The 23,686-nt window shown below is 59.6% G+C and carries 18 protein-coding genes and 1 pseudogene; 9 read left to right on the top strand and 10 right to left on the bottom strand.

Features of this window, described 5'->3' with window-relative positions; translation table 11 throughout:
- Positions 1–16: 16 nt before the first annotated feature.
- Positions 17–1,834: a hypothetical protein gene (locus tag E2L05_RS04170; protein ID WP_133341631.1), complete on the top strand. Its 1,818-nt coding sequence runs from the start codon at positions 17–19 to the stop codon at positions 1,832–1,834.
- A gap of 151 nt (positions 1,835–1,985) precedes the next feature.
- A complete protein-coding gene (locus tag E2L05_RS04165) occupies positions 1,986–3,917 on the top strand; it encodes a monovalent cation:proton antiporter-2 (CPA2) family protein (protein ID WP_133341630.1) in 1,932 nt (643 codons plus the stop codon).
- Positions 3,918–3,927: 10 nt separating this feature from the next.
- On the opposite strand, the gene cobT is transcribed toward E2L05_RS04165, so the two are convergent.
- Entirely contained in the window at positions 3,928–4,947 is a 1,020-nt protein-coding gene (gene cobT / locus E2L05_RS04160; RefSeq protein WP_133341629.1) for a nicotinate-nucleotide--dimethylbenzimidazole phosphoribosyltransferase, read from the bottom strand.
- 75 nt (positions 4,948–5,022) lie between these two features.
- Here cobT and cobS point away from each other — a divergent pair, with 75 nt between their 5' ends.
- Positions 5,023–5,787 (top strand): adenosylcobinamide-GDP ribazoletransferase, encoded by a 765-nt coding sequence (gene cobS / locus E2L05_RS04155; protein ID WP_133341628.1) that lies wholly within the window; start codon positions 5,023–5,025, stop codon positions 5,785–5,787.
- Here the strand turns inward: cobS and E2L05_RS04150 are convergent.
- From E2L05_RS04150 to E2L05_RS04115, 8 genes and pseudogenes are all read right to left on the bottom strand, one after another.
- A pseudogene (locus tag E2L05_RS04150) lies at positions 5,774–6,244 on the bottom strand (arginase family protein); the annotation flags it as partial. The gene cobS and the pseudogene E2L05_RS04150 overlap by 14 nt on opposite strands.
- Entirely contained in the window at positions 6,202–7,503 is a 1,302-nt protein-coding gene (locus E2L05_RS04145; protein WP_133341627.1) for a BatD family protein, read from the bottom strand. The gene E2L05_RS04145 and the pseudogene E2L05_RS04150, both read right to left, overlap by 43 nt.
- Positions 7,500–9,095 carry a VWA domain-containing protein gene (locus E2L05_RS04140; RefSeq protein ID WP_133341626.1) on the bottom strand — a complete coding sequence of 532 codons (1,596 nt, stop codon included), beginning with the start codon at positions 9,093–9,095 and terminating at the stop codon, positions 7,500–7,502. The genes E2L05_RS04145 and E2L05_RS04140 overlap by 4 nt, the downstream gene beginning before the upstream one ends.
- A complete protein-coding gene (locus tag E2L05_RS04135) occupies positions 9,092–10,093 on the bottom strand; it encodes a VWA domain-containing protein (RefSeq protein WP_133341625.1) in 1,002 nt (333 codons plus the stop codon). Before E2L05_RS04135 ends, E2L05_RS04140 begins: the two co-directional genes overlap by 4 nt.
- On the bottom strand, positions 10,090–10,551 hold the full coding sequence (locus tag E2L05_RS04130) for a DUF4381 domain-containing protein (RefSeq protein WP_208016223.1): 462 nt from the start codon (positions 10,549–10,551) through the stop codon (positions 10,090–10,092). Before E2L05_RS04130 ends, E2L05_RS04135 begins: the two co-directional genes overlap by 4 nt.
- Positions 10,548–11,525, bottom strand: a complete 978-nt coding sequence (locus tag E2L05_RS04125) for a DUF58 domain-containing protein (RefSeq protein ID WP_133341624.1) — start codon at positions 11,523–11,525, stop codon at positions 10,548–10,550. Before E2L05_RS04125 ends, E2L05_RS04130 begins: the two co-directional genes overlap by 4 nt.
- Positions 11,525–12,532, bottom strand: coding sequence for an AAA family ATPase (locus tag E2L05_RS04120; RefSeq protein WP_133341623.1), 1,008 nt, complete (start codon positions 12,530–12,532; stop codon positions 11,525–11,527). Before E2L05_RS04120 ends, E2L05_RS04125 begins: the two co-directional genes overlap by 1 nt.
- A gap of 6 nt (positions 12,533–12,538) precedes the next feature.
- Positions 12,539–14,242, bottom strand: coding sequence for an alkaline phosphatase family protein (locus tag E2L05_RS04115; RefSeq protein ID WP_243721857.1), 1,704 nt, complete (start codon positions 14,240–14,242; stop codon positions 12,539–12,541).
- A gap of 245 nt (positions 14,243–14,487) precedes the next feature.
- Here E2L05_RS04115 and E2L05_RS04105 point away from each other — a divergent pair, with 245 nt between their 5' ends.
- From E2L05_RS04105 to E2L05_RS04090, 4 genes are all read left to right on the top strand, one after another.
- Positions 14,488–16,341 carry a sensor histidine kinase gene (locus tag E2L05_RS04105; protein WP_243721856.1) on the top strand — a complete coding sequence of 618 codons (1,854 nt, stop codon included), beginning with the start codon at positions 14,488–14,490 and terminating at the stop codon, positions 16,339–16,341.
- Entirely contained in the window at positions 16,338–17,684 is a 1,347-nt protein-coding gene (locus E2L05_RS04100; RefSeq protein WP_133341620.1) for a sigma-54-dependent transcriptional regulator, read from the top strand. Before E2L05_RS04105 ends, E2L05_RS04100 begins: the two co-directional genes overlap by 4 nt.
- A gap of 245 nt (positions 17,685–17,929) precedes the next feature.
- The gene (locus E2L05_RS04095) at positions 17,930–18,931 is read left to right on the top strand and encodes a TAXI family TRAP transporter solute-binding subunit (RefSeq protein WP_133341619.1); all 1,002 of its coding nucleotides are present in this window, start codon (positions 17,930–17,932) and stop codon (positions 18,929–18,931) included.
- A gap of 133 nt (positions 18,932–19,064) precedes the next feature.
- Complete coding sequence (locus E2L05_RS04090; RefSeq protein WP_133341618.1) at positions 19,065–21,311, top strand: TRAP transporter permease; 2,247 nt, start codon at positions 19,065–19,067, stop codon at positions 21,309–21,311.
- A gap of 96 nt (positions 21,312–21,407) precedes the next feature.
- On the opposite strand, the gene E2L05_RS04085 is transcribed toward E2L05_RS04090, so the two are convergent.
- Entirely contained in the window at positions 21,408–22,115 is a 708-nt protein-coding gene (locus E2L05_RS04085) for a type 1 glutamine amidotransferase domain-containing protein (protein WP_133341617.1), read from the bottom strand.
- 219 nt (positions 22,116–22,334) lie between these two features.
- Here E2L05_RS04085 and E2L05_RS04080 point away from each other — a divergent pair, with 219 nt between their 5' ends.
- Positions 22,335–22,784: a tellurite resistance TerB family protein gene (locus E2L05_RS04080; protein WP_133341616.1), complete on the top strand. Its 450-nt coding sequence runs from the start codon at positions 22,335–22,337 to the stop codon at positions 22,782–22,784.
- Positions 22,785–22,896: 112 nt separating this feature from the next.
- Entirely contained in the window at positions 22,897–23,667 is a 771-nt protein-coding gene (locus E2L05_RS04075) for an ABC transporter ATP-binding protein (protein ID WP_133341615.1), read from the top strand.
- Positions 23,668–23,686 lie beyond the last annotated feature (19 nt).

Raw genomic sequence — 23,686 nt, 5'->3', positions numbered from 1 at the left:
CAGGCCCGGCAGGCACATGACACAGCTATTCGCGCTTGACCTTTCAGGGGACCGCGCCGCACTTCACCTTTGGACAGGTGCGGCTTGGGAGCCTCAAGGCACCGCCGCCGAAGGTATCGGCGAGGCGGACCTTCCGCATGCTTTGGCCGAGTTGCTGAGCCCTGCAAAAAGCGCACCGGTGGTCGTGGTTCTTCCCGAAGAACAAATTGTGCGGAAGGTTATTGATCGCACAACACCACCAGCCCCCCACCAAAGCGACACCAGATGTGACTGGCATGACGACACGCACGGTCGGCACATTGCCATGGTTGGCGCTCAGGTTCTGGACGAGGTCGAGGAATTTTTGGCAGCCTTGGGGACCCACCCCGTTGGATGCCTTGGGGCTGCCGAACATGGCAACATGGCCCACGCACCTTGGTTCGGCCTGCGCAGCAGCCCAACTGTTGACGGCCGCGCAAGTGACCGCCCGGCGGCTTTGGGTGGGCCCCCGCAGAAGCCCCAAGATGCTGATGTCATGGCCGCAGCGCGGGACAAAGCCATGGTCATCGCGCGTCGCGATCCGGCCTATCTGGCCCCTCTGCCAGATCATGAAGAAACCGATGCCCCCAAAAGCGCAAGGGGCAAGCGCCTGCCCGCCGTCGGGCGTAAAGCAGTTGCCGCCGGTGTCATGGTTTTGGCCCTTGCGGTTGGCGCTTTGTACTCGATGACGGGCACCGCCCGTGGACCGATCGCAATCGATGCGCCAATTTTGTCGGCGCAAAGCCCATCGGCAGACACGATCGTGACAACGCTTGCGCTTCCGTCCGCACCGAAGCGCCACGCCGTTCCGACCATGGCAGGCCGCGCGGCGGACCCAATGCAAACGGCTAGTTTGCGAGACACCTCGCCCGAACTGTCGTCGATGGATGCCCCGACCGGCATGAACGAAATCGCTACGTTCTTCACCCCGCCGCCGTTGTTGGCACAAGGCGCTGACGTATCCGATGACGATGAACTGATTTTGCCGGGCATTGACCTTTCCTTTCGTACCGATGCGCTGGCACTTGCGGATATCAGTACGCCGCCCGCGGCGGCCAATGCCGCTGGCAGCCTGACCCAACCCGGCCCACCCGAGCAGGTTTATGTCGTAGATGAAAATGGTCTGATCCGACCAAGCCCAGAAGGCCGCTTATCGCCGGACGGCTTTCTTGTTGTTGCCGGATCCCCCCCAGCACAGACGCGCCCCCGACCAGAGCGTGTAGAGCCCGAAACGGTCACCGTGCTGCGCCGGGCCGATCTGCCTGAAGATGATCCCCTGCGCCGGCTTGAACCGCGCTTGCGGCCAGAACGTCTGCTGGAACGGTTCGAACGCGACCGGCTAGGTGGCAAGACCGAAACCGAACTGGCCAGCCTGCCGCCGTCACAACGCCCGGCATCCGCACAAGAAGAAGACAGCGCCCAAATCGCTCAGGCCACGGCGTTTGCCGTTCCGGCGGGGCCGCGACCAACGGCCCGCAGCGCGCAAAAGCTCGCCGCTTTCAAAGCGGCCGCTGCTCGAACGCCGGTTCAAGCCATCGCTTCGACGGAAGTGACCACACCGCGCGCAGCCTCGCCAAAAGCCGCACGCGAGCGTGCGACGACCAACGGCAAACTGAACTTGGCCGAAGTCAACTTGCTGGGCACCTTCGGCACCTCACGCAACCCCCGTGCTCTGGTCAGGCTCCCGTCAGGACGGGTCATCAACGTGGAAGTTGGGGACCGTGTGGATGGGGGCCGGGTTGCAGGCATCACGGATGGGCGGCTTAGCTATGTGAAATCCGGTCGAACCTTAACCCTCAGCATGCCACGAGGCTAAAGCCGCGACTATCGAAAGCAAACCGCCTTTAAATCGGGCAATTGTCGTTGCATTTTTCGCCTGCGAAATCCGCCAGTGCCTGCGATATGGGCAAAGCCCGACCATCTATGGCTAGTCTGGCCCAACTTTATTGCACCCGGAGGCGCGACGCTTGGAAACCCTGCTGTTCCATACCTTGATCTATCTCTTGGCGGCGGTGATCGCTGTTCCGGTCGCGGCGCGGCTCGGTCTGGGGTCTGTTCTGGGCTATCTGTTGGCCGGGGTCCTGATCGGGCCGGTTTTTGGGCTTGTCGGAAGTGAGACGCAGGAACTGCAGCACGTTGCCGAATTCGGCGTTGTGATGATGCTGTTTCTGATTGGTTTGGAACTGGACCCTCGCGCGCTTTGGGCCATGCGTCACCGTCTGCTGGGCCTTGGTGGCTTGCAGATCACGCTGACCACGGCGGCGGTCATGGGCGCCAGCATGGCACTTGGGCAGCGATGGGAAGTCGCATTGGCAATTGGTCTGGCCTTTGCCTTGTCCTCTACGGCGATTGTTCTGCAAACCCTGAACGAGAAAGGGCTGATGCAAACCAAGGGCGGCCGATCTGCGTTTGCGGTTCTGCTGACCCAAGACATTGCCGTCATTCCGATGCTGGCGCTTTTCCCGCTTCTTGCCGTGGGCGCTGTGGCATCTGACAGCAGCGGTGGGCACGGCGTGGGCCAAGACGCGCACGGTGACACGCGCGTGAATGAATTCATTCACTTCGCGCACAGCTTTGTGGCTGATCTACCTGGCTGGGGTGCGGCACTACTGACGCTCGGGGTAATGGCCGGGATTGTGCTTGCCGGAATCTACCTGACGCGGCCGGTGTTCAGCTATATCCATGCCTCGCGCCTGCGCGAGATGTTCACGGCAATGGCTCTTTTGATCGTAATTAGTATCGCCTGCATCATGCTGATCCTTGGCTTGTCCCCTGCTCTGGGCACCTTCCTGGCGGGCGTCGTCTTGGCCAACTCTGAATTCCGCCATGAAATGGAAGCAGATTTGCAGCCATTCAAAGGCCTTCTTCTGGGGCTCTTTTTCATCACCGTTGGCGCGGGGATCAACTTTGCATTGCTCTTTGGTGACCCGATCCGACTTCTTGCGATCACCATGCTGCTGATGGTGTCCAAGGGGCTGGTGCTTTTGGTCCTTGGTTTCATCTTCAAATTGCGTGGGCGCGACCTTTGGCTGTTTACACTCAGTCTGGCGCAGGCTGGGGAATTCGGGTTCGTACTGGTCGGCTTTGGCGTGCAACGCGGGGTGTTTGACGTCGAGATTTCACAGCAATTATACCTGATCGTGGCCTTGTCGATGATGCTGACCCCGTTGTTCTTCATCCTTTACGATCAGGTGAGCCGACGCATGACCCAGGACCGCGGCAAAGGGCGCGACGCGGATGAAATCGAACAACAAGGGCCAATTATCATCGCAGGCGTGGGCCGCTTTGGTCAGGTCGTCAACCGAATGATCCATATGAGCGGTTTCAAAGCAACCGTTCTGGATCACGATCTGGCCACGATCAAGCTGATGCGCCAATTCGGATTCAAGGGATTCCTGGGCGACCCGACGCGGCCCGAGTTGCTGCACGCGGCTGGGATTACGCGTGCACGGATCCTCGTGGTGGCGATGGACGACAAGCACGCTTCCAGCACCATCGTACGCTATGCAAGAAAAGTCCGCCCTGATCTGCACATCGTGGCCCGCGCCCATGACCGAAGCCACGTTTACGAGCTCTATAATGCGGGGGCAAACGACATCGTGCGCGAGATGTTTGACAGCAGCCTGCGCGCGGCAAGATACGTTCTGGAAAATATGGGCCTCAGCGAATTTGAAGCCGCAGAATTGGAGAAACTCTATTTCCAGATGGACCGAAGCTCCATGCTGGATCTGGCGAAACTGTGGAAGCCCGGTGTTCAGACCGCGGACAATCCAGAATATATCAAGCGCGCCAAAGAGCTAAACGCCGAATTGGAGGCCGCGCTGATCTCTCAACTGGACGAAAATCGAGAGGCGTCGCCGCAGCTTTCCAACACAGGCCGCCCTCACAGCCCCGGTTGATTGGGGCAGGTCAGCTTCCTGACACGCCCGCCTCGGCAAAAGTGGCCATACCCGAGAGGCAGTTGACCGCCCCTTTCAGAACACCAATCGCCAATGTGCCACCAGACCCTTCGCCAAGCCGCATGTCCAGTGACAGAAGCGGAATTTTGCCAAGTTCGTCAAGCAACCGGCGATGCGCGGTTTCTGCCGATAGATGCCCCGCAACCGTGTGGTCCAAAGCGCCCGGCTGCGCCTTTTCCAAGGCAGAAGCAGCAGCGCAGCAAATGAAACCGTCAAGTATAACGGGAATGCGCAAATGACGCGCCCGCAAGATCGCACCCGCCATCGCCGCGACTTCCCGCCCCCCAAAGCAGCGCAGCGCCTCTAGGCCATCCCCGTTTGCTTGGGGGTGGCGTGCCAGCCCCTCATTCACAATTTCCGTCTTGGCGCGCAACGCGGCATCATCCACACCGGTGCCCCGGCCTGTCCACGCCTCTGCCCCGCCGCCAAACAGGGCAGCCGCAATCGCAGCTGCGGATGTCGTGTTGCCAATGCCCATCTCGCCAGTGACAAGCAAATCAGCGTCGGGATCGACCGCATCCCAGCCCGCCGACAGCGCCGCGCACAGGTCGGCTTCGGTCATTGCCGCGGTTTGAGTGAAATCGTCGGTCGGGCGTTCCAGTTCCAAGGCAACGACATCTAATTTGGCCCCAAAGGTGCGCGCCAGCTGGTTCACAGCCGCCCCACCAGCGTTGAAATTCGCGACCATTTGAACCGTCACTTCCGGTGGAAAGGCCGACACACCACGCGCCGCAACACCATGATTTCCCGCAAAGATAACGACCTGAGGGGCAGTAATTGTCGGCTGCGCCGTTCCGCGCCAGCCTGCATACCAGATCGCCAAACCCTCCAACTGGCCCAACGCCTGTGGCGGCTTGGTCAACTGCGCGTTGCGCTCTGCTGCCGCACCAAGGGCGACCGAATCAACACTTGGAAGGCTGGAAAGAGCCGTCCGCACGCTTGCGAGGTCGCCAAAATAAAGGTGCGACATGAAAACCCCTGTTCGAAACGTTGAAAAAGTTGCCGAGGCAAGCTATCGCGGTGCCACGTTATTGGAAACACAAAAATGAAACGCGATCAGTTATTCTCGCGGGTAGATATCCCCGCAGCGTTTGGGCTTTTGACCCGGCTTCCAATTCCTAACGACAGTCGATTGGCGATGAAACGCGGGGCTGCGGTTGTTTGGGCATTTCCCCTTGTAGGTGCCCTTATCGGTGCAATTGCCGGAACCACACACACGATTGCCACACTCGTCGGCTTGCCACACGCGTTGGCGGCCGACTTGGCGATTTGCGTTCTTGTCATGCTCACCGGCGCCTTGCACGAAGACGGGCTAGCGGACACTGCAGATGGTTTTTTCGGTGGCTGGACAAAGGAAGTCAGGCTGGAAATCATGAAGGACAGCCGTATCGGTGCGTTCGGCGTGTTGGCTTTGATTATGATCATGGGCCTCCGGTTTGGCGGCGCGGTATCCTTGCCAAGCCTGGAATTCGGTTGGGCGCTTGTGTCCGCGGCAATGATATCACGTGCCGCCATGGCTGCGCTTTGGGCCGCATTACCGGCAGTACGGCGCGGTGGGTTGACGGCGGTAACCGGCCGTCCAACCCGTGCCGCGGTTGTGATTGGTGCAGTGATCGCACTTGGCTTAAGCCTATGCATTCTTCCGGCAAAAGCCGTTCTGGTTGCGACGTTTTTCGGGGTTCTTGCCGTCTCAATTGTTGGTATCGTTGCGTTCAACAAAATCGGCGGTCAAACCGGTGATATTCTCGGGGCAGCACAGGTCTGTGCCGAATTAGCAATACTGTTGTCTTTTGTTTCTATCCTGACCTGACAACTGACGAGCTATCAGGCAGCAGGCACAGCATCTCGAACAGAAGATTTGCGGCGATCAACGCTGTATTTCCACTTGGACCATAGGGCGGCGAGACCTCGACCAGATCTGCCCCCACAACATTCAGCCCTGACATGCCCCGCACAATTTCAAGCGCCTGCCACGTTGTCAGGCCGCCCGGTTCCACCGTGCCTGTGCCGGGGGCAAAGGCCGGATCAAGACTGTCGATATCGAAGCTCAAATAGACTGGCGCGTCGCCGACCGTTTCGCGCACGCAGTCCATCAACGGCGCGAGGGACAGATGCCAACAGTCTTCTGCCTGAACGACCGTCCAGCCCTTGCTGCGCCCCCAATCGAAATCTTCGGGGGAATAGCCAGTCCCGCGCAAACCGATCTGAAACACTTTTTCGTTGATCAGACAGTCTTCTTCCCATGCTCGGCGGAATGGGCAGCCATGGGCGACGGGTTAAGCGGCGGCAATGGGTCATCCTGCCTTTCGCCACGTGCGGCGCGGCGCATGTCGGTCAAAGCGTGTGCGAGGTCCTGCCATGCTGTTCCATCGTCGCCTGGTGGCTGGCCGTATCGCGCGCGTCCCAACGCATTCAGTGCCGCCATGACATCCGGCGTTGGATTTGATTGACCGCCCGGCGCTGACACGCGCAGCCAGACATCCATCGCATGCCGTACGCCCGCGAGATCGCGCGCCTTGATTTTTCGCAAAAGCGTGCGCCATGCTGCGTGCTCAGACCTTTGCCATGCAAGCCGGGTTGCTTGCCACCACTGCCCGATCGGGCCGCGCGCGCGGCGAACCACCAACGCGAGCACGAGAAGTGCAAGCAGAACGGCTATCGCAGCCTGAGCGGTGCCGCGCCAATCGCGCGGCGCGTTTCCGTCTGCGGGGCGGGCGGGTGGCCCTTCCACCGACACATCGACTGCCGCAAGCTCCGCTGTTTCAACGGCCCCGCTTTTCAGATTGTACCATTTCAAAGTAACCGCAGAGAGCGCACCGCTGCCGCCGCCTTCCGCGAGATAAGTCACACTTTCCGTGCGCGACCCACTTACCACACCGCGATCCACGTTTTCCGCAGTCACCGGTTCATCCGGATAGCCGCGCAACCCGTCAACGGATTGCTGGGGCAGAAGCGGCGGCAGAAACATCGGTGACGCCCCGCGAATATTTGCCGTGACACTGCGGGTAAAAGACGCCCCCGGCGACATGCCCTCCGGCTCCCCCTCGATCGACTGGGTCAATTCCAATGTGTCTGCGGCGATGAACGGATCAAGCTCACTTGCCTCGTCGGGAACAACGCCTGTGATCGTGAGAGGTTCGGTTTCAAGATCGACCTGCAAAGGGGCATTGGTGTCTGGATCAGCCCAGGTCACGCTGGCTGTCAATGCTGGCAGCGTCACCTGACCCGGCACCATGGGTGTAATTAGATAGCGGCGGCTGACGCCTGACCATGTCTCTCCGTCGATGGTTTCACTGACCGGACCCGAAGAGGCCACCCGGATATGCAAGTTCGGCGCCTCAAAGCTGGGCCATTGCGGCGGATCGGGCATGTAGGTCGGCACAAGAACCGTCAGGCGCAGCGAAACGGATTGGCCCGGTATCACCTCGTTGCCATCAATTTCTGACGTCAACACCGGGTCTTGAGCGAAGGCCGGACCGGTAAGGCAAACAAGAACGAGACATAAAGCAGCGCACACTCGGATCATTCTGCAAGCTCCGGTGCTTGGCTTTGGCTGCTGTCTTCACGCGGTTCATCCCCGTCTGGGGCATCTGCCTCGGCGCTTGGGGCTGGTCGGTTCTGTTCCAGCGCGAACCGGCTTTTGAGAAAATCTCCCGTGCGCGTATCGACAGTGGTCATCCATTGATCCGCAGACAAAAGGGCGTCTGCTCCATCTTCGGGGACAGAGATAACAGTTTCCTCGCCCTTGCCGCTTTCATTGTCAAAAACAACGTCATCAGCCCCGATACCGCGATCCTCGCCCGTGTCGCTTTGCTCTTGGGCTTCTTCCACATACGCGACAATCGCACGCGCGGTTTCCAGATTTTCCGCCGCATTTGGGTAATCCGGGTCGCGCAATAAAGCTGTCTCAAAGGCGCGCACCCCATCGCGGTATGACCGCGAGCGCAGGTAGGCCATACCTTGGATAAACGCGGCCTGTGCTGTTTCAACACGGCTCAGTACCTCGGCTGCATCCGCGTATTGACCATCACGATACAGCGCATAGCCGCGCCAAAGCGGGTCAGAGAACGCTTCCGATGCAACACGAAAATCGCCGCGATCAAAGGCCAACCGCCCGCGTTGATCTGGTGTGAAAAACCAGTCAGCAATCCCATCGGCACGTGCCTGCGACGCTGGCTGCGTCAGCAAAAATGCCGCAACCATTAAAACCCAGCGCATGGTCCAACCCCGGCGAAACCACAACAGCATCAACAGCGCGGCAGGCAGAGCCAACCAAGGCCCCCTGTCCAGCCAAGGTTGCCGGTCATCATCCAACAAGGCTCGGGCTTGCGCCGCGTCGAGCAAACGGTCGATCTGTGCAACATCCGCGCCGTCCGCCGTAACGGCAATGACCGGCACGTCTGACACAGCCTCCAGCCCGCGATCGCCCTGCCCTTCGGGCAACAACGACAGGATGATCACGTTCGCCGCCGAGAGGGCCGGAACGTCATCAGGGTCAAGACCATCTGTTACGAACAACACCGCGCCCGGACCTGTTTCACGGCTCAATAACGCTTGGGCACTGTCCAGTGCCAATCCGGGGCGGTCGCCCTCTTCGGGCATGACCGCCGGGTCTAGACCAGCCAGATAGGGCAGCATGACGCCGGGATCTTCTGTCATCGGCACGGCGACATGCGCAGTTCCGGCATAAGCGATCAGCGCGGTTCGCGCCCCTGCGCGCAATTCCAGCAAGTCCCGGATCTTTTGCTTTCCTCGTTCAAGCCGCGACGGCGCAATGTCATCTGCGGTCATGGACGGGGTCACCTTGAGCGCCGCCACCAACGGTGCGGATTGCGCCACGAACGGGTCCGGCTGGCGCGACCAGGTGGGCCCCGACGCCCCAAAGGCCAACAGCGCCAATGCGACGCAAACCATGTCAATCGGCATCACCCGGCGCTGCCCATCCGAGCCGACGGTCAGAGCGTCACGCAAATGCGGGGCAAGCCCATCGCGCGGCGCCGCCCTGTGCGCACGTCGCGCCCGAACCATCCACCAAAGCGCCGCAATCGGAACAAGCGCGCCAAGCCAGAGCGGGCGCAGCACGTGAAACGCCTCAAGAGCCACGAGAACGGGGGTCATAAGTTTGGCCCTGACATGGTCTGCGCCCGGCGGCGAGACGCCGTATGGAGCATGCCAATGACCCCAAGCCCGATCAGCACCGCAAGCCCCATGGCCCAGTGCGACAGCGACCGGCGCGGCCGCCATGACAGCGTTTCGGTTTGCCGGGGGGCAAGCGCATCAATTCTGTCATAAACACTGCCAAGCGCGGCTTCGTCCGACGCATAGAAATAGGCACCACTGGTCCGCGACGCGATATCCCGCAGGGCGGTCAAGTCAACGCGCGCCTCCCCCGACGCGTCCGGATCGCCAACGCCAATGGTGAAAATCTCGACCCCGCGATCGGCAGCTATTTCTGCCGCATTGACCGGCGACATCGCCGACGCCGTGTCCGACCCGTCAGACAGCAAGATCAGCAACCGCTGGTCGATTTCGGACACGTCAAAGGTACGAATGGCCAGACCAATGGCATCCCCAAGCGCCGTGTGCGGCCCAGCCATGCCCACCTCGGTCGCCTCCAGCAGCGCAATGACAGTGTCCAGATCTTCGGTAAGCGGCGCCTGCACATAGGCTTTGGAGCCGAACACAATCAGCGCCATCCGATCACCTTCGCGGCCTTCGACAAACTGCGTGACCACGTCCTTGACCGCCGCAAGCCGCTGAACACGTGCGCCATCGGCATCTTCAAAGTCGCGCGTGTCCATGGACCCGGAAATATCGATGGCCAAAACGACATCGCGGGCGGCTTTGACTTGTTCGACCGGCGCGCCAACCCGTTGCGGTTGAGCTATGGCCAGCACGATCAACACCCAGATCGAAACAGCCGCAGCCATCTGCAATCGCGTGCGTGCCAAAACAACGGCCCCGGCTTTTGGGTCCACACCGGCCGCATCGGTGATGCGCCGGAAAAATGGAAACCGCAGGGCTTCGATCTGCTCGCGATGCGGCGGCATGAACCGCCATACAACCAAAGGTAATGGCAGCACGAAGAACGCCCAAGGAAACGCGAATTGGATCATGCGGGCCTCCGATGCGAACGAACCCAGCTCTCGGCGGCTGCATGCAAGGGCGCACTATCCACGCCGAGGGCATAGGGGCCGCGCAACAACGCAGGTGCAGCATCAGGATCAAATTCTCCTGTCGCTTGCAGGAAGGCTACCCATTGCGCGCCAGCAAGGCCCGCCACTTCGCTGCGGGGAAAAGCGGCCAACGCGGTTCGCCGCAAGACAGTAGCGATATAGGCCGGATCCTCACCCGCGCGGGCCAGATCCCCAAGGGCAGCACGTCGATATGCATTGCTTTGCCAATGGTGCCACCATCGCCATGCCGTATATGCAAGCCCGCAGGCAAGAAGCGCACCAAGCACCCACCAGCCTGCTGTCTGGGGCACCAACGAAATTTCTGTCGGGACTGAAGGCTCGATCAAGCGGTCCATCAGGTCGATCAGGTTTGCAGGCGCATCCTCCTCGGTCGTCATGTCGGACCCAACCCCATCAAGCGGCGCATTTGGGGCAATGTTTCTTCGCCTGCCGACAACGGCAAGACCGGAACGCCGTACCGCCGCTGCCAGCCCATCACATCGGCAAGCCTGCCGCGTGCCATGTCAGTCAAGGCGCGCCGTTGCCCGGCATCGCCCGTGTCGATCTGTGCCTGTAGCGTGCCGTCGGACACCACCAGTTGCAGCCCGTCTGGAACGTCTTGGGCTATCGGATCGCCCACATGGACCAATACAAGATCGTTGTGGCGTGCAAGGCCTGACACCAACTTGTCCGCCGCGTCGTCGATCCCGTCGAAATCGGACAAGACGATCACAAGGTGGTTTTTGGGAGCAATTCGGATCGCAGCGCGCAGAATGCTTGTCAAGGATTGCGGCTGAACATTCGGGGCATCCGCGCGCAGCAGGCCATTGGCATCGGCAAGCGCCGTCAGAAACCGGTTCAGGGCGCGGCGGCTGCGCTGCGGGCGCAACTCGGCAATCGTGGTATCCCCGAAAACGATCCCTCCAACGCGGTCGCCTTGGTCCAGAATCCGAAAAGCCGCAAGCGCCGCCGCTTCGGCCGCTGTCACCGATTTCATCGCGTGGCGCGAGCCAAAAAACATGGACATCCGCTGATCCACGACAATCAGAACGGGGCGGTCCCGCTCTTCCGTCATGACGCGGATATGCGGTTTGCCAGTTCGTGCCGTCACCTTCCAATCCATCGCCCGCACGTCATCGCCGGGCAGATAACCGCGCAACTCTTCAAAGTTAAGCCCCCGCCCCCGAAGCCGCGAGGCATGGCGCCCATTCAAGACTGAACGCGCCGGTTGGCGCGGAAGGAACGTCAACGCCCGCGCCCGCCCTTCCAGCGACAAAAGATGCGCGAGGGTCACGTGAACGCGCGGATCGGTCCCTGTCGCCGGGGTCGGCGGCAAGGTGCCTGTGCGGGTTCTGGCGGCCGTGTCGCGCATCAAGGAAGCGCCACCTGAGCGATCAGTTCGGCCACAACGTCATCGGCTGAGATGCCGCCGCCCTGAGCCTCATAGGTCAACGTCAGGCGGTGGCGCAGAACATCCGCCGCAATGGCCCGAACATCTTCGGGATCAACATAATCGCGGCCCCGCAGCCACGCATGGGTGCGCCCACACCGATCCAGCGCGAGCGAGGCCCGCGGTGACGCGCCAATCTCGATCCAGCGCTTCAGATCGTCGCCATACCCGTCCCGGTGACGCGTGGCGTCAACCAGATCGGCCATGTATCGTTCCATCGCGGGCGCCACATGCACGGCCCCAATTTCAGCGCGCGCCGCAAAAATCGCATCTTGGGAAATCGGCGCAGGCGGCTCTTCGGATGTGTCGGTTTGCTGCGCCGCGATTTCCTCGGCACGAACCATACGAATGACTTCCACTTCATCCTCTACCGGCGGATAGTCGATCAGGACATGCATCAAAAACCGGTCCATCTGCGCTTCGGGCAATGGGTAGGTTCCCTCTTGTTCCACCGGGTTCTGCGTTGCCATAACCATGAACAGTGGCGCCATTTTATGGGTCGTTCCCGCGACAGTGACCTGACGTTCTTCCATCGCTTCCAAAAGGGCCGATTGAACCTTGGCAGGTGCGCGGTTTATTTCGTCGGCCAGCACGATATTGGCAAAGATAGGCCCACGCTCGAAGCGAAACTCTGACCCTTCGGCAGATTGATAATAGACTTCGGTGCCCGTGATGTCAGAGGGAAGCAGATCGGGCGTAAACTGAATGCGAGAGAAATCGCAGGCAAGGTTCTTGGCCAACGCTTTGATCGCGCGGGTTTTGGCAAGACCGGGCAGACCTTCCACAAGCAAATTGCCATTGGCAAGCAACCCAATCAGCAGCCGTTCGATCACGTCCCGCTGACCGATGATCGACTCGCCCATGCGCGCGCGCAAAGTTTCAATGTGATCCCGGGGCGTCACGGCACCCGCAGAGCTGTCATTTGGCATAGTGAGTCACCTCAGTATCTCGACGAGGGGCACACCGATGGCGCCCGATGGCGGTTTTGTTCCGATATAGGCTGCAATCGTCGGGGCAACGTCAACCGTTTCCACGCGGCGCGCGATGCGCCCTCTGTTCACGCCAGGTCCGGCAATCAGGATCGGCACATGGGTGTCATAGGTCCATGGCGAGCCATGGGCAGAGGCGACATGCAACCCGTCAAAGTCCGCTACAAACCAATGCGGGTCAAAAACGATATAAATATCACCCGACCGGTCAGCATGGTAATTGGCCAAAACTGAATCCTGTATTTTCCCGCGCGGCACTGCCCCCGATGCAAGATCCGCGCTGGGAATAGCATAGGCGATTCCGGGCAGGTGTCGCAATTCCTGAGCGATTGCACGTTGAACTTCAGCCTCGTCCAGACCGCGCTCTGCGATCTGTGCGCCGTCGAGATAAAGGTACGGGTTGGAAAAGTTCAGGATGAACTCTCGTCCCTCTCCGAATTTCGCCTCAAGCCTGACAAACCCCGGTTCTGTATTGACGCGGGCAAAATCAAAGGTTCCGGCCTCGATCCCAAGTGTAGCAAGGTAGTCGGGGTTTTCCGGGGCCCCATGATCGGACGACAAGACGACAAGCGTATTTTCCAACCCGACCTGAGCATCCACATAAGCGAAGAAATCGGCCAACGTCCGGTCAAGGCGCAGCATGTTGTCTTCGGCCTCCAGGCTGGAGGGGCCAAAGATATGCCCGACGTAATCCGTGGACGAAAAGCTGACGGCGAGATAATCGGTGATATCGTCCTGCCCTACATCTTCCGCCTTGATCAGCGCCTTGGCGAAATCTGCCGTGATTTCATCGCCAGCAGGGCTAAGGGTCAAGCGGGTCGTATAGTACTTGTCATCTGCCGTGCCCCATTCATGCGGAAAGGTCCGCCCAAATCCGGGAAAATCCGTTTCCCATGGCTGGTCGTCAGACGCGCCGAACATGTAGGCGTCAGACTGTGACGACAGTTTCCACGCGGTGCCCGCGTAGCTGGCCACAACTCCGGTTTCATCCCAGGCCCCGACCCAGTCCGGATAGGCATCGCGATAGAACGTACTGGTCACAAAGCGCCCTTCAGCTTTGGAAAACCAATACGCAGTGCCCGCATGACCGGCCATAGAGATTGCCCCCCGGTCCTTGACGGAAACGCCAAACACTTTTGCCTCTGGCCCGAAATGCAGCGCAATCTCGTCGGAAATGGTAGAGGTTAAAATGTTCCGCGGCGACCGGCCATCTGTTGTCGCTGCGCGCTGGGTCGGATCAATTTCAGTCGCAGAATCCACGCCCTTAGCGCCAACCAAGGTGTGGTCTGGATCTTGCACGTTATAAAACTGGGTCCCGGCGGTTTTGTCGAACCACAGGTTCGCAACCATGCCGTGAATCGCAGGGTCAGTCCCTGTTGCCAGCGTGGTATGACCCACGATTGTTTCGGTATTCGCATGGCGATGATGGGCGTTGGTATAGAACGTGCCGCGCAGCATCAGGTCCTTGAATCCGCCTTCGCCCAAATGCACGCCGTAACGGTCAATGAGGGCGCCGCGCAATTGGTCAACCGTGATCTGCAATACGAGACGCGGCAGATCACGATCCGTTTGTTGCGCAATCACAGGCTGCACAACCCCAAATCCACTCGCAAGCACTGCGGCGCATAGGCTTGTAAATTGATATCGCACGGCGCGGTTCTCCTGGCTCAAGATGCATTGCCTTTGGGCTGCGCTGTGGGGCTGCGCACGGACGTGCAGCCGACAGCGATCTCTGTAGACTAAGCGCCCACCTTCGCTTGCGTCCAGACATCATGAAAACTGTGGGCCAATTTGGCATACTGCGACGATAGCGCGTCATGGCCATAGCTCGGGCACAGATGCGCCATCTCCCGGCGGGTCTGGGCAATTGCGCGGGCCGCATGCATACTGCCCGCATGACACGTACCCGCTTCGGCACAGCTTTTGCACGGTCAGATTTTGGCCGCCTGACAGCCGCTCTGGTTCTGGCGGTCGCCATCGGCGTGGTCAGTCTGCCTTGGCTGGAAAGGCACTTTCTTGCCAAGACCGGCGTGCAAGGCATGGACACATTGAATTTGTCGGTTGCGGGCCTTCGCTCCGCGCTTAATCGGTTTGAACCGCTTCCCGCGTTGATTGCCGAACGGCCTGAACTTGCAAGACTGTTGCGCAACCCGGCCAATCCTCTTTTGTTTGCGCAAGTCAACGCACGCCTGAAGGAAACGGCGGATCGTCTGGAAGCGTCGGATGTCTATTTGATGGACAAACGCGGCATGACCCTTGCCGCCAGTTCGTACCTCAAAGACCTGTCTTTCGTCGGCAAAAGCTTTGACTACCGCCCCTATTTCACCGAGTCGCTGGCAGGCCTGCCGTCCCGCTACTTTGCACTTGGCACGACGTCGGGCGAGCGGGGCTATTTCTATGCTGCGCCTGTGTGGGAAGACGCGCAAGTCGTGGGGGTTCTAGCGCTGAAGTTCACAGTGGACGGCTTTGAAGATGCGTGGCGCAGCGGCCCGTCGGAGCTGATGGTCACCGATGCCAACGGCGTCGTGTTCATGTCGAGCCGTCAGGATTGGCACTTTCGCACCCTTGCCCCGCTAAGCGCAGATGCGCTGGAGGGCATCCAACGAACCCGTCAATACCCCCCGGCCCGCCTGAAACCGCTGGCGATCAACTCTGAGCCCCTGAATGACCGATTAACACGCGTCACCGCCACTTCGGACACAAGGACAGAGCATTTCGTCGAGAGTCAGACGTTGCTGCCGGATGTCGGGTGGCGCGTGCATATTCTAAGCCCGGCTGGGCCCGCCCGTACGCAAGCTCTGGCAGTTTTTGGGGTCTATGTGATGTTGGTCCTTCTGATCGGGCTGGCACTGGCATTGGTATTATCCCGGCGGGCCCGCATTCTTGAACGGCTGGAAGTTCAGCGCGCGACACAGGATTTGTTGGAACGCCGCGTCCGGGAACGCACCGCCGATTTGAACGTCGCAAACGCGAGCCTGCGCACCGAGGTTGAGGAGCGTCGCAGCGCCGAGCATCGCCTGCGCATCACCCAAAAGGAATTGATACAGGCTGGAAAACTGGCAGCTTTGGGGCAACTGTCGGCGGCTATTTCGCATGAGATCAATCAACCCTTGGCGGCGGTCAAATCCTATGCCGACAATGCCGCATTGCTGATGGATCGCGAGCGTCTTCCCGAAGCGCGAGAGAACCTGACGCGCATCTCAAAACTGGCGGATCGGATTGCGGCGATTTCGGGGCATCTGCGCAACTTTGCCCGTCGGCCACAAGAAGGCATCGCCGCGGTGGATGCCGCGGCCGTTATTGATGATGCAATCGAACTGTTGGGGGCAAAAATCAAATCGCGCGGCGCCCAGATCAAGTTTGATCGCCCGGCCGCCCCTCTCTTTGCCATGGGCGGGCAACTCCGCTTGCAACAGGTCATGGTCAACCTGCTGGCCAACGCGCTGGATGCCACAGAGGACAAGGACCAGCCCCACATCGCGGTCGCCCTGTCGAATGAAAACGACATCATCAAAATTACTGTCACCGACAGTGGCCCCGGCCTTAGTGAGGCGGCATTGGCGCAAGTCTTTGACCCGTTCTTCACGACAAAGGAACCTGGCAAAGGGCTTGGTCTGGGGCTGTCCATTTCCTTCAATATCGTCGAAGATTTCGGGGGCCACCTACGCGCTCGGAATTTGGATCAGGGCGGGGCAGAGTTTTCCGTGGAGCTGCCCGCAGCCGCACCGCAGGGGATCGCTGCACAATGACCACTGAACACGTTCTTTTTGTGGATGACGAAGAACACTTGCGCCTGTCTGCTGAACAAACGCTCGGACTGGCCGATCTTGATGTGACCAGTCTGTCTGATGCCGAAGCCGCGCTTGGCCATGTCAGCCGTAATTTCGCGGGCGTTCTGGTCACGGACATCCGCATGGGCGGGATGGACGGGCTGACACTGATGCAGCGCTGCCTTGAAATTGACCCGGAATTCCCGGTGATCCTGGTCACGGGACACGGCGATGTGGAACTGGCCGTCCAAACAATGCGCGACGGGGCCTATGACTTCCTTGAAAAACCCTATGCGCCGATCCGCCTTGTAGAAACGGTCCGGCGTGCACTGGACAAACGGCGGCTGACGCTCGAAAACCGGGTTCTTCGGGCGCAGGTCGGCGGACGCGATCCAATCGAGGGGCGTCTGACCGGGCGAAGCGAGATGATGATCGCCCTGCGCCAACAGATCCGCGCCGTGGCGCAAACAGAAGCGGATGTTTTGATTGTTGGCGCGACCGGCACCGGCAAAGAGGTCGCTGCGCGCGCGCTGCATCGGGCCAGCATGCGCAGCGAAGCCCCTTTTGTGCATATCAACTGCGCCGCCCTGCCCGCCGACCTGATCGAAAGCGAGTTGTTTGGTCACGAGGCGGGTGCCTTTGCCGGGGCTACGCGGGCGCGGTTCGGCAAGTTCGAACATGCGCGGGGCGGCACCGTGTTTCTTGATGAAATCGACAGCCTGCCCGGGCCGTTGCAGGCCAAGCTTCTGCACGCGATCCAGAACCGCGTGATTTCACGACTGGGCTCGAACGAGCTGATTGATCTGGATGTCAGGTTCATCGCGGCCAGTAAGCGCGATCTTGAAGATGCGGCCGCCCGGGGCGATTTTCGCAGTGACCTGTTGTACCGGCTGAACGTGGTCACGATCAGAATGCCGGAACTTTCCGCGCGCCGTGAGGACATTCCAAAGTTGTTCCTGCATCTCGTTCAAGAGGCTGCCGCGCGATACAAACGTCCTGCACCGGAGGTGCCGGGCACGCTTTTGCGGACTATCGCTGCACGCAACTGGCCCGGCAACGTGCGCGAATTGCGCAACGCCGCAGAGCGGTTTGCCCTTGACCTTGATCTCGACATTACCCCCTCGGCGGCCAATACGAGCGACACCGCAAGTTTGGCCGAACAGGTTGCAGAATTTGAGAAATCCCTGATCGCCGGCAGTATTTCTGCCTATGGCGGCCGCCTGAAAGACACATACGAATCGCTCGGCATTTCGCGCAAGGGGCTGTACGAAAAGATGCAGAAGCATGGACTGTCGCGCCAAGATTTTACGGACGAAGACTGAGCTGACAAGAAATGGGTCGGATTGTGCGCAGGCACTCTGCGCCAATGTCCCCGATTCCGCCCATGCCCAACCGAAAGCCTGAATTTATTGCATATGTGGAACGCGTCACCCTTGCGTGACATGCATTCCAGACTAAACAAGTATGCATGCCTGAAACAGAATTGTTTGCAGGCACCTGCTTTGGGCATGAACCCAAAGCGCTAAAAGGCACAAACGCCGGGATATCCCGGCATGGGGAGGTTTGTATGACTACGACTGCTAAAACAATTTCGGCTGGCTTTGCGCTGGCGGGTGCACTTGCCATTTCCGGTGGCGCGGCCATCGCGCAAGAGGATCGCGCCGGTTGGCCGGACTCCTTCACCGTTGGCACCGCATCGCAAGGCGGCACCTATTTCGCGTATGGATCTGGCTGGGCCAACTTGGTCGCTGATGAGCTGGGTCTGTCAGGCGGCGGCGAAGTAACCGGCGGTCCTATGCAGAACATGGCGTTGGTTCACACGGGGGATGCAGCCTTCGGTATGACCACAATGGGCCCAGCAGCGGAAAGCATCGCCGGTACGAACCCAATCGCGCCCGGTCTCGCAATGGACAATGCGTGTGCAATGTTCCCGATGTACCAAACGCCGTTCAGCGTGACCGCGCTGACCAGCTCGGGCATCACGTCGATTTCGGAAATCCCGGACGGCGCGCGGATCGGCTTTGGCCCAGCGGGCTCCACATCGGACACGTATTTCCCGCGCATGATGGAAACGCTTGGCGTGAACTTCGAGCGTCGCAATGGCGGCTGGTCCGACCTTGGCGGCCAATTGCAGGACGGCCTTCTGGACGTGATCGCCTTTGCAGCCGGTGTGCCAGTACCCGCCGTGAGCCAGCTTGAAGTTCAGACCGACGTGAACATCATCGAATTCACCGAAGAAGACCAAGCCGCGATCATGGAAGCTTATCCGGTTTCAAGCTTCGAAATCGCCGCAGAGACCTATAGCACGCTCGAAGCCCCCGCACGGTCCGTGTCCATGTGGAACTTCGCCATCGCGAACTGCGACCTGCCCGCGAGCTTCGTGAAGGCTGTTGTGGATGTGGTCATGTCCGACAATGACCGTATGGTGGGTATCCACCGCGCAGCGCGGTCCACTGTTCCTGCCAACTGGGACAAGAACAAAGTCATGCCTTGGCACCCCGGTGCAGCGGAATGGTTCGCCGAAAATGCCGGCGCTGACATTCCCGCCGACATGATCCACGGCCAATAATCATGCCATTCGCAGGGCCGCCGCATCGCGCGGCCCTGCACCCCCTTTTCTTTTCCGGCCGACACCTGTTTCGCAGTCGCACCACCGCACTGCGATCCTTTAGCCGTGACGGAACATCACCTGGAGAACTCCAATGTCCTCACCGCCCCCTAGTTCAGCCAATGACGACCACCTGATCGCCGATGGTGTTGACGAAGAACCCATCGAAGGAAATCGTCGCCTGTTCGAAGGCCCGACACTTATTGTGATTGCGGGACTCGCGACACTCTATGCAATGTTCCATATGGCAGCACTGAACGGCGTATCGGTGTCGTCGATGACCGGCATCAACATTCCGTTGCTGCCACAGTTCCCGATGGAAACCTGGAACTTCCGGATTGCACACGTTGCTGGCGCATTGGTTCTTGGCTTCTTGATGTATTCGGCGGCAAGTTTTCCGGGCGATGACGACACCGCCCCCGGTGCCGCCATCCAGCGCAAGATCGCCTTGGCCCTTGCGTTACCTGCGCTTCTGGCCCTTGGCACGGCGATCTGGTTTGCCTTGCTGATCAATGACGGCGCCATGTGGAACGGCATGGATGCGACAATCAAATTCCGTGAAACATGGCTCTTTGGGGTTCCTCTCGTGCTTGCAACGGGCGGAGCGATTGTTCTCTCGTGGGTCCACAAAGCGCCGCGCGCGAAGCTCGCCACACCTGATATCGTGCTGAGCATCTGCGCCATCGCGGTCGCAACCTATCTGATCACCATCTACGGCACGCTGATGCGCAATTCGACCGGTACACCCTTTGCGCCGATCGGCATTTCGATTGCCGCCGTTGCTGGCACCGCCCTGATCATGGAAATGACGCGGCGTGTTGCGGGGCTTGCGCTTGTGATCATCGCTGGTGTCTTTCTGGGCTACGTCTTCTTTGGCCAGTATCTGCCAGGCTTCCTGAATTCTCCGGCAATCTCGTGGCAGCGGTTCTTTAGCCAAGTCTATACCGACGCCGGTATACTTGGGCCAACAACCGCGGTGTCTTCAACATATATCATTCTTTTCATCATCTTCGCCGCGTTTCTTCAGGCGTCAAAGGTGGGCGACTACTTCGTGAACTTCGCTTTCGCGGCCGCCGGCCGCACGCGCGGTGGCCCAGCGAAAGTGGCAATCTTTGCCTCAGGCCTCATGGGCATGATCAACGGAACATCGGCAGGCAACGTGGTTGCAACCGGGTCGCTGACGATCCCGCTGATGAAGAAAGTCGGCTACCACAAAAAGACCGCCGGCGCGGTTGAAGCTGCCGCCTCAACCGGCGGGCAAATCATGCCGCCGATCATGGGCGCAGGCGCGTTCATCATGGCGGAAATTACGGGCATTCCATACACCGACATCGCCATCGCGGCGATCATCCCTGCTGTCCTGTACTTCGTGTCGGTCTTCTTCATGGTCGACTTCGAAGCCGCCAAGCTGGGTATGCGCGGCATGAGCGCGGACGAAATCCCGAAACTGGCCAAGATGGTGCGTCAGGTCTATCTCTTCCTGCCGATCATCATCCTGATCTTTGCTCTGTTCATGGGGTATTCGGTTATCCGCGCCGGCACCTATGCCACAGTGGCCGCCGCTGTTGTCAGTTGGCTGACGCCCTATCGTATGGGCATCCGGTCTACGGTAAAAGCGTTCGAAATTGCGGGTATCATGTCGATTCAGATCATCGCGGTGTGCGCATGTGCCGGGATCATCGTGGGCGTTATCAGCCTGACCGGCGTTGGTGCACGCTTCTCGAACCTCCTGCTTGGTTTGGCCGGTGTGAGCCAGTTCCTCGCCCTGTTCTTTGCCATGTGCATTTCGATCCTTCTTGGAATGGGGATGCCAACAACTGCCGCCTATGCTGTTGCCGCATCCGTGGTTGCGCCGGGTCTGGTGGAATTGGGTATCCCGCAACTGACCGCACATTTCTTTGTGTTCTACTTCGCGGTTCTGTCAGCCATTACCCCGCCCGTTGCCTTGGCGAGTTATGCTGCCGCCGGGATATCAGGGGCCAACCCGATGGAAACGTCGGTGGCGTCGTTCAAAATCGGCATCGCGGCCTTCATCGTTCCGTTCATGTTCTTCTACAACGGTGCGCTTTTGATGGATGGCACATGGTTTGAAGTGATCCGTGCCGGGGCTACGGCCACATTCGGGGTCTTCTTGCTGTCATCAGGCGTGCAGGGCTGGTTCCTCGGCGGCCGGTCCGCATGGTTCCTTCGCGTAGGTTTGATCGCAGCGGCGCTCTTTATGATCGAAGGCGGTCTGATCACCGACTTGGTCGGCCTTGGTATTACCGCTCTGGCGGCCTTTACTCAAAAGGCTCTGCGGCCGGATCCTGACCAAGCCATTCAAGTCAAAGGGGCCGACTGACACTTCGGTTCTTCAGCAAAGGCCGATAAGGCAAGCAGAAGGCCCGCGCTATCACAGCGCGGGCCTTTTGAAATCTTCCTCAAAATGCAGGCGCTGTTACGCGGCCTGACGCTCTGTTAGTGCTTCCATAACCAGCTCAGCGGTTTTTCCTGCTGACATCGGGTTTTGACCTGTAATCAAGCCCCCGTCGCGGACAGCATAGACTGAAAAGTCTTCGCCTTTGCTGTAGTCAGCCCCCAAGTCTTTGAGACGCGTTTCCAGCAAGAACGGAACCGCCTCGTCCAAACCTACGGCTCGTTCTTCGCCGTCAGTAAAGCCCGTCACCTTTCGACCTTTGACAAGCGGCGTGCCATCGGAACTCAGCGCCGACACCAGACCGGCAGGTCCGTGGCAAACGGCGGCAACAATCCGGCCCGACTCAATCGTTTCAGTCACCATCTCTGCAAGGGCGTGACTGTTGGGATAGTCGAACATCGTGCCGTGCCCACCCGGTAGAAAGATCGCATCGTACCCGCTGGCTGGCAGACGGCTAAAGCAATGCGAAGTGCGAACCGCCTCCTGAAAGGCGGCGTCGTCTTCGTAGCGTTGCACCGACTCCGGCTTCTCCCCCTCTTCATTCAGAGACCGCGCATCAATCGGAATTTCCCCGCCTTTGATCGATGCGAGTGTCACATCCGCACCGGCGTCGATGAAAGCGTAATAAGGGGTTGTCAGTTCTTCGAGCCAAAGGCCCGTCTCGCCTTTGCCCTCTCCCATGTCATGCGCCGAGGTTGCGATGATGAGGATTTTCTTGGGATGGGTCATCTTGGCAGGCTCCTTACAAAAATTGTGGCACGGATAAACCCGTGTCTTGCAGTAACAACTATGAACCCCGCAGCATGTTCCAATCCCGATCACAAAACCTTGTGCGATTGACCGCAATCCCTTGCGTACCAAGACAATGCAACCGCGCGCCTCGCCATTGGCGCGCCGCCGTTCATTTTCAGTCTTGGCCAGCCCGCATGTCGGGCTTACATAAATGCAATGTTCCAAAAACTGCTTCAGGGCCTGATGGCCCCCGACCCCGCCCCGCTGCAAGAAACTGACGCGCGCCTCGCACTCGCGGCGTTGCTGGTGCGCATTGCACGGTCCGATGCTGACTATGCACAAATCGAGATCGATAGGATCAATCGAATTCTCGAAGCCCGCTATAGCCTCAGTCCGTTCGAAGCCTCTCAACTCAGGGTCGAAGCAGAAACCCTGGAGTCGCAAGCGCCGGACACAGTGCGCTTTACCCGCGCCATCAAGGACTCAGTTCCTTATGAAGAGCGGCTTGCCGTGATCTCAGCACTTTGGGATGTCGTCTTGTCCGATGGTCAGCGCGATGACGAAGAAGACAGCCTGATGCGGATGGTTGCGAACCTTCTTGGCATAGCTGACCGCGACAGCAACATTGCCCGCAAGGCCGTTCAGGACAACCACAGCGGTCACTGACAGCCAAAAACATGTGCAAGCGTCACTTTTTTCGCCACGTCACTTGCGTCGGCCATTGCAATTCTGTGCCGTTTCAACAGTAATTCCTGCACGATCCAGTACAGGAGGCCGCGTGCCCGCACCCGTTATCGAAATCCGCGATTTGTACAAATCTTATGGCGCCCTCGAAGTGCTCAAAGGCGTCTCAGTTACCGCGGACAAGGGGCATGTCGTCTCGCTGATCGGCTCGTCCGGGTCGGGCAAATCCACCTTGCTCAGGTGTTGCAACCTTCTCGAAGACAGCCAATCGGGCGAAATCCTGTTTGATGGCGATCCGATCCGCTGGCGCGGCGAAGGTCACAACCGGCGGCCAGGGGATGCCAAACAAGTGCTGCGCGTGCGCACCAACCTGTCGATGGTTTTTCAGCAATTCAATCTTTGGGCGCACATGACCATCCTTGAAAACGTGATGGAAGCGCCTGTCACCGTCCTGCGCCGCGACCGTGACACGGTCGAGGCTTTGGCCCGCAATCTGCTTGATAAGGTTGGGATCGGCGACAAATGTGAAGTCTATCCGGCACAACTGTCCGGCGGCCAACAACAGCGCGCCGCCATCGCGCGCGCGCTGTGTATGGAACCGCAAGCCTTGCTCTTCGACGAACCGACCTCAGCGCTTGATCCTGAACTGGAACAAGAGGTGGTACGCGTCATCAAGGATCTCGCCGCCGAAGGCCGCACCATGATGATCGTGACACACGACATGCGGATGGCTGCTGACATGTCCAGCCATGTTATCTTTCTGCATCAGGGACGCATTGAAGAAGAGGGTCCGCCGGACGCCCTGTTCGGGGCACCGAAGTCAGCCCGCCTGCAGCAATTTCTGTCACACTCAAACCCGGCCTGACCGGGACACTCGAAAAGCA

Source organism: Meridianimarinicoccus aquatilis, from assembly GCF_004358675.1.
Classification (GTDB): domain Bacteria; phylum Pseudomonadota; class Alphaproteobacteria; order Rhodobacterales; family Rhodobacteraceae; genus Meridianimarinicoccus; species Meridianimarinicoccus aquatilis.
This window is presented reverse-complemented; position numbering and strand designations above follow the sequence as displayed.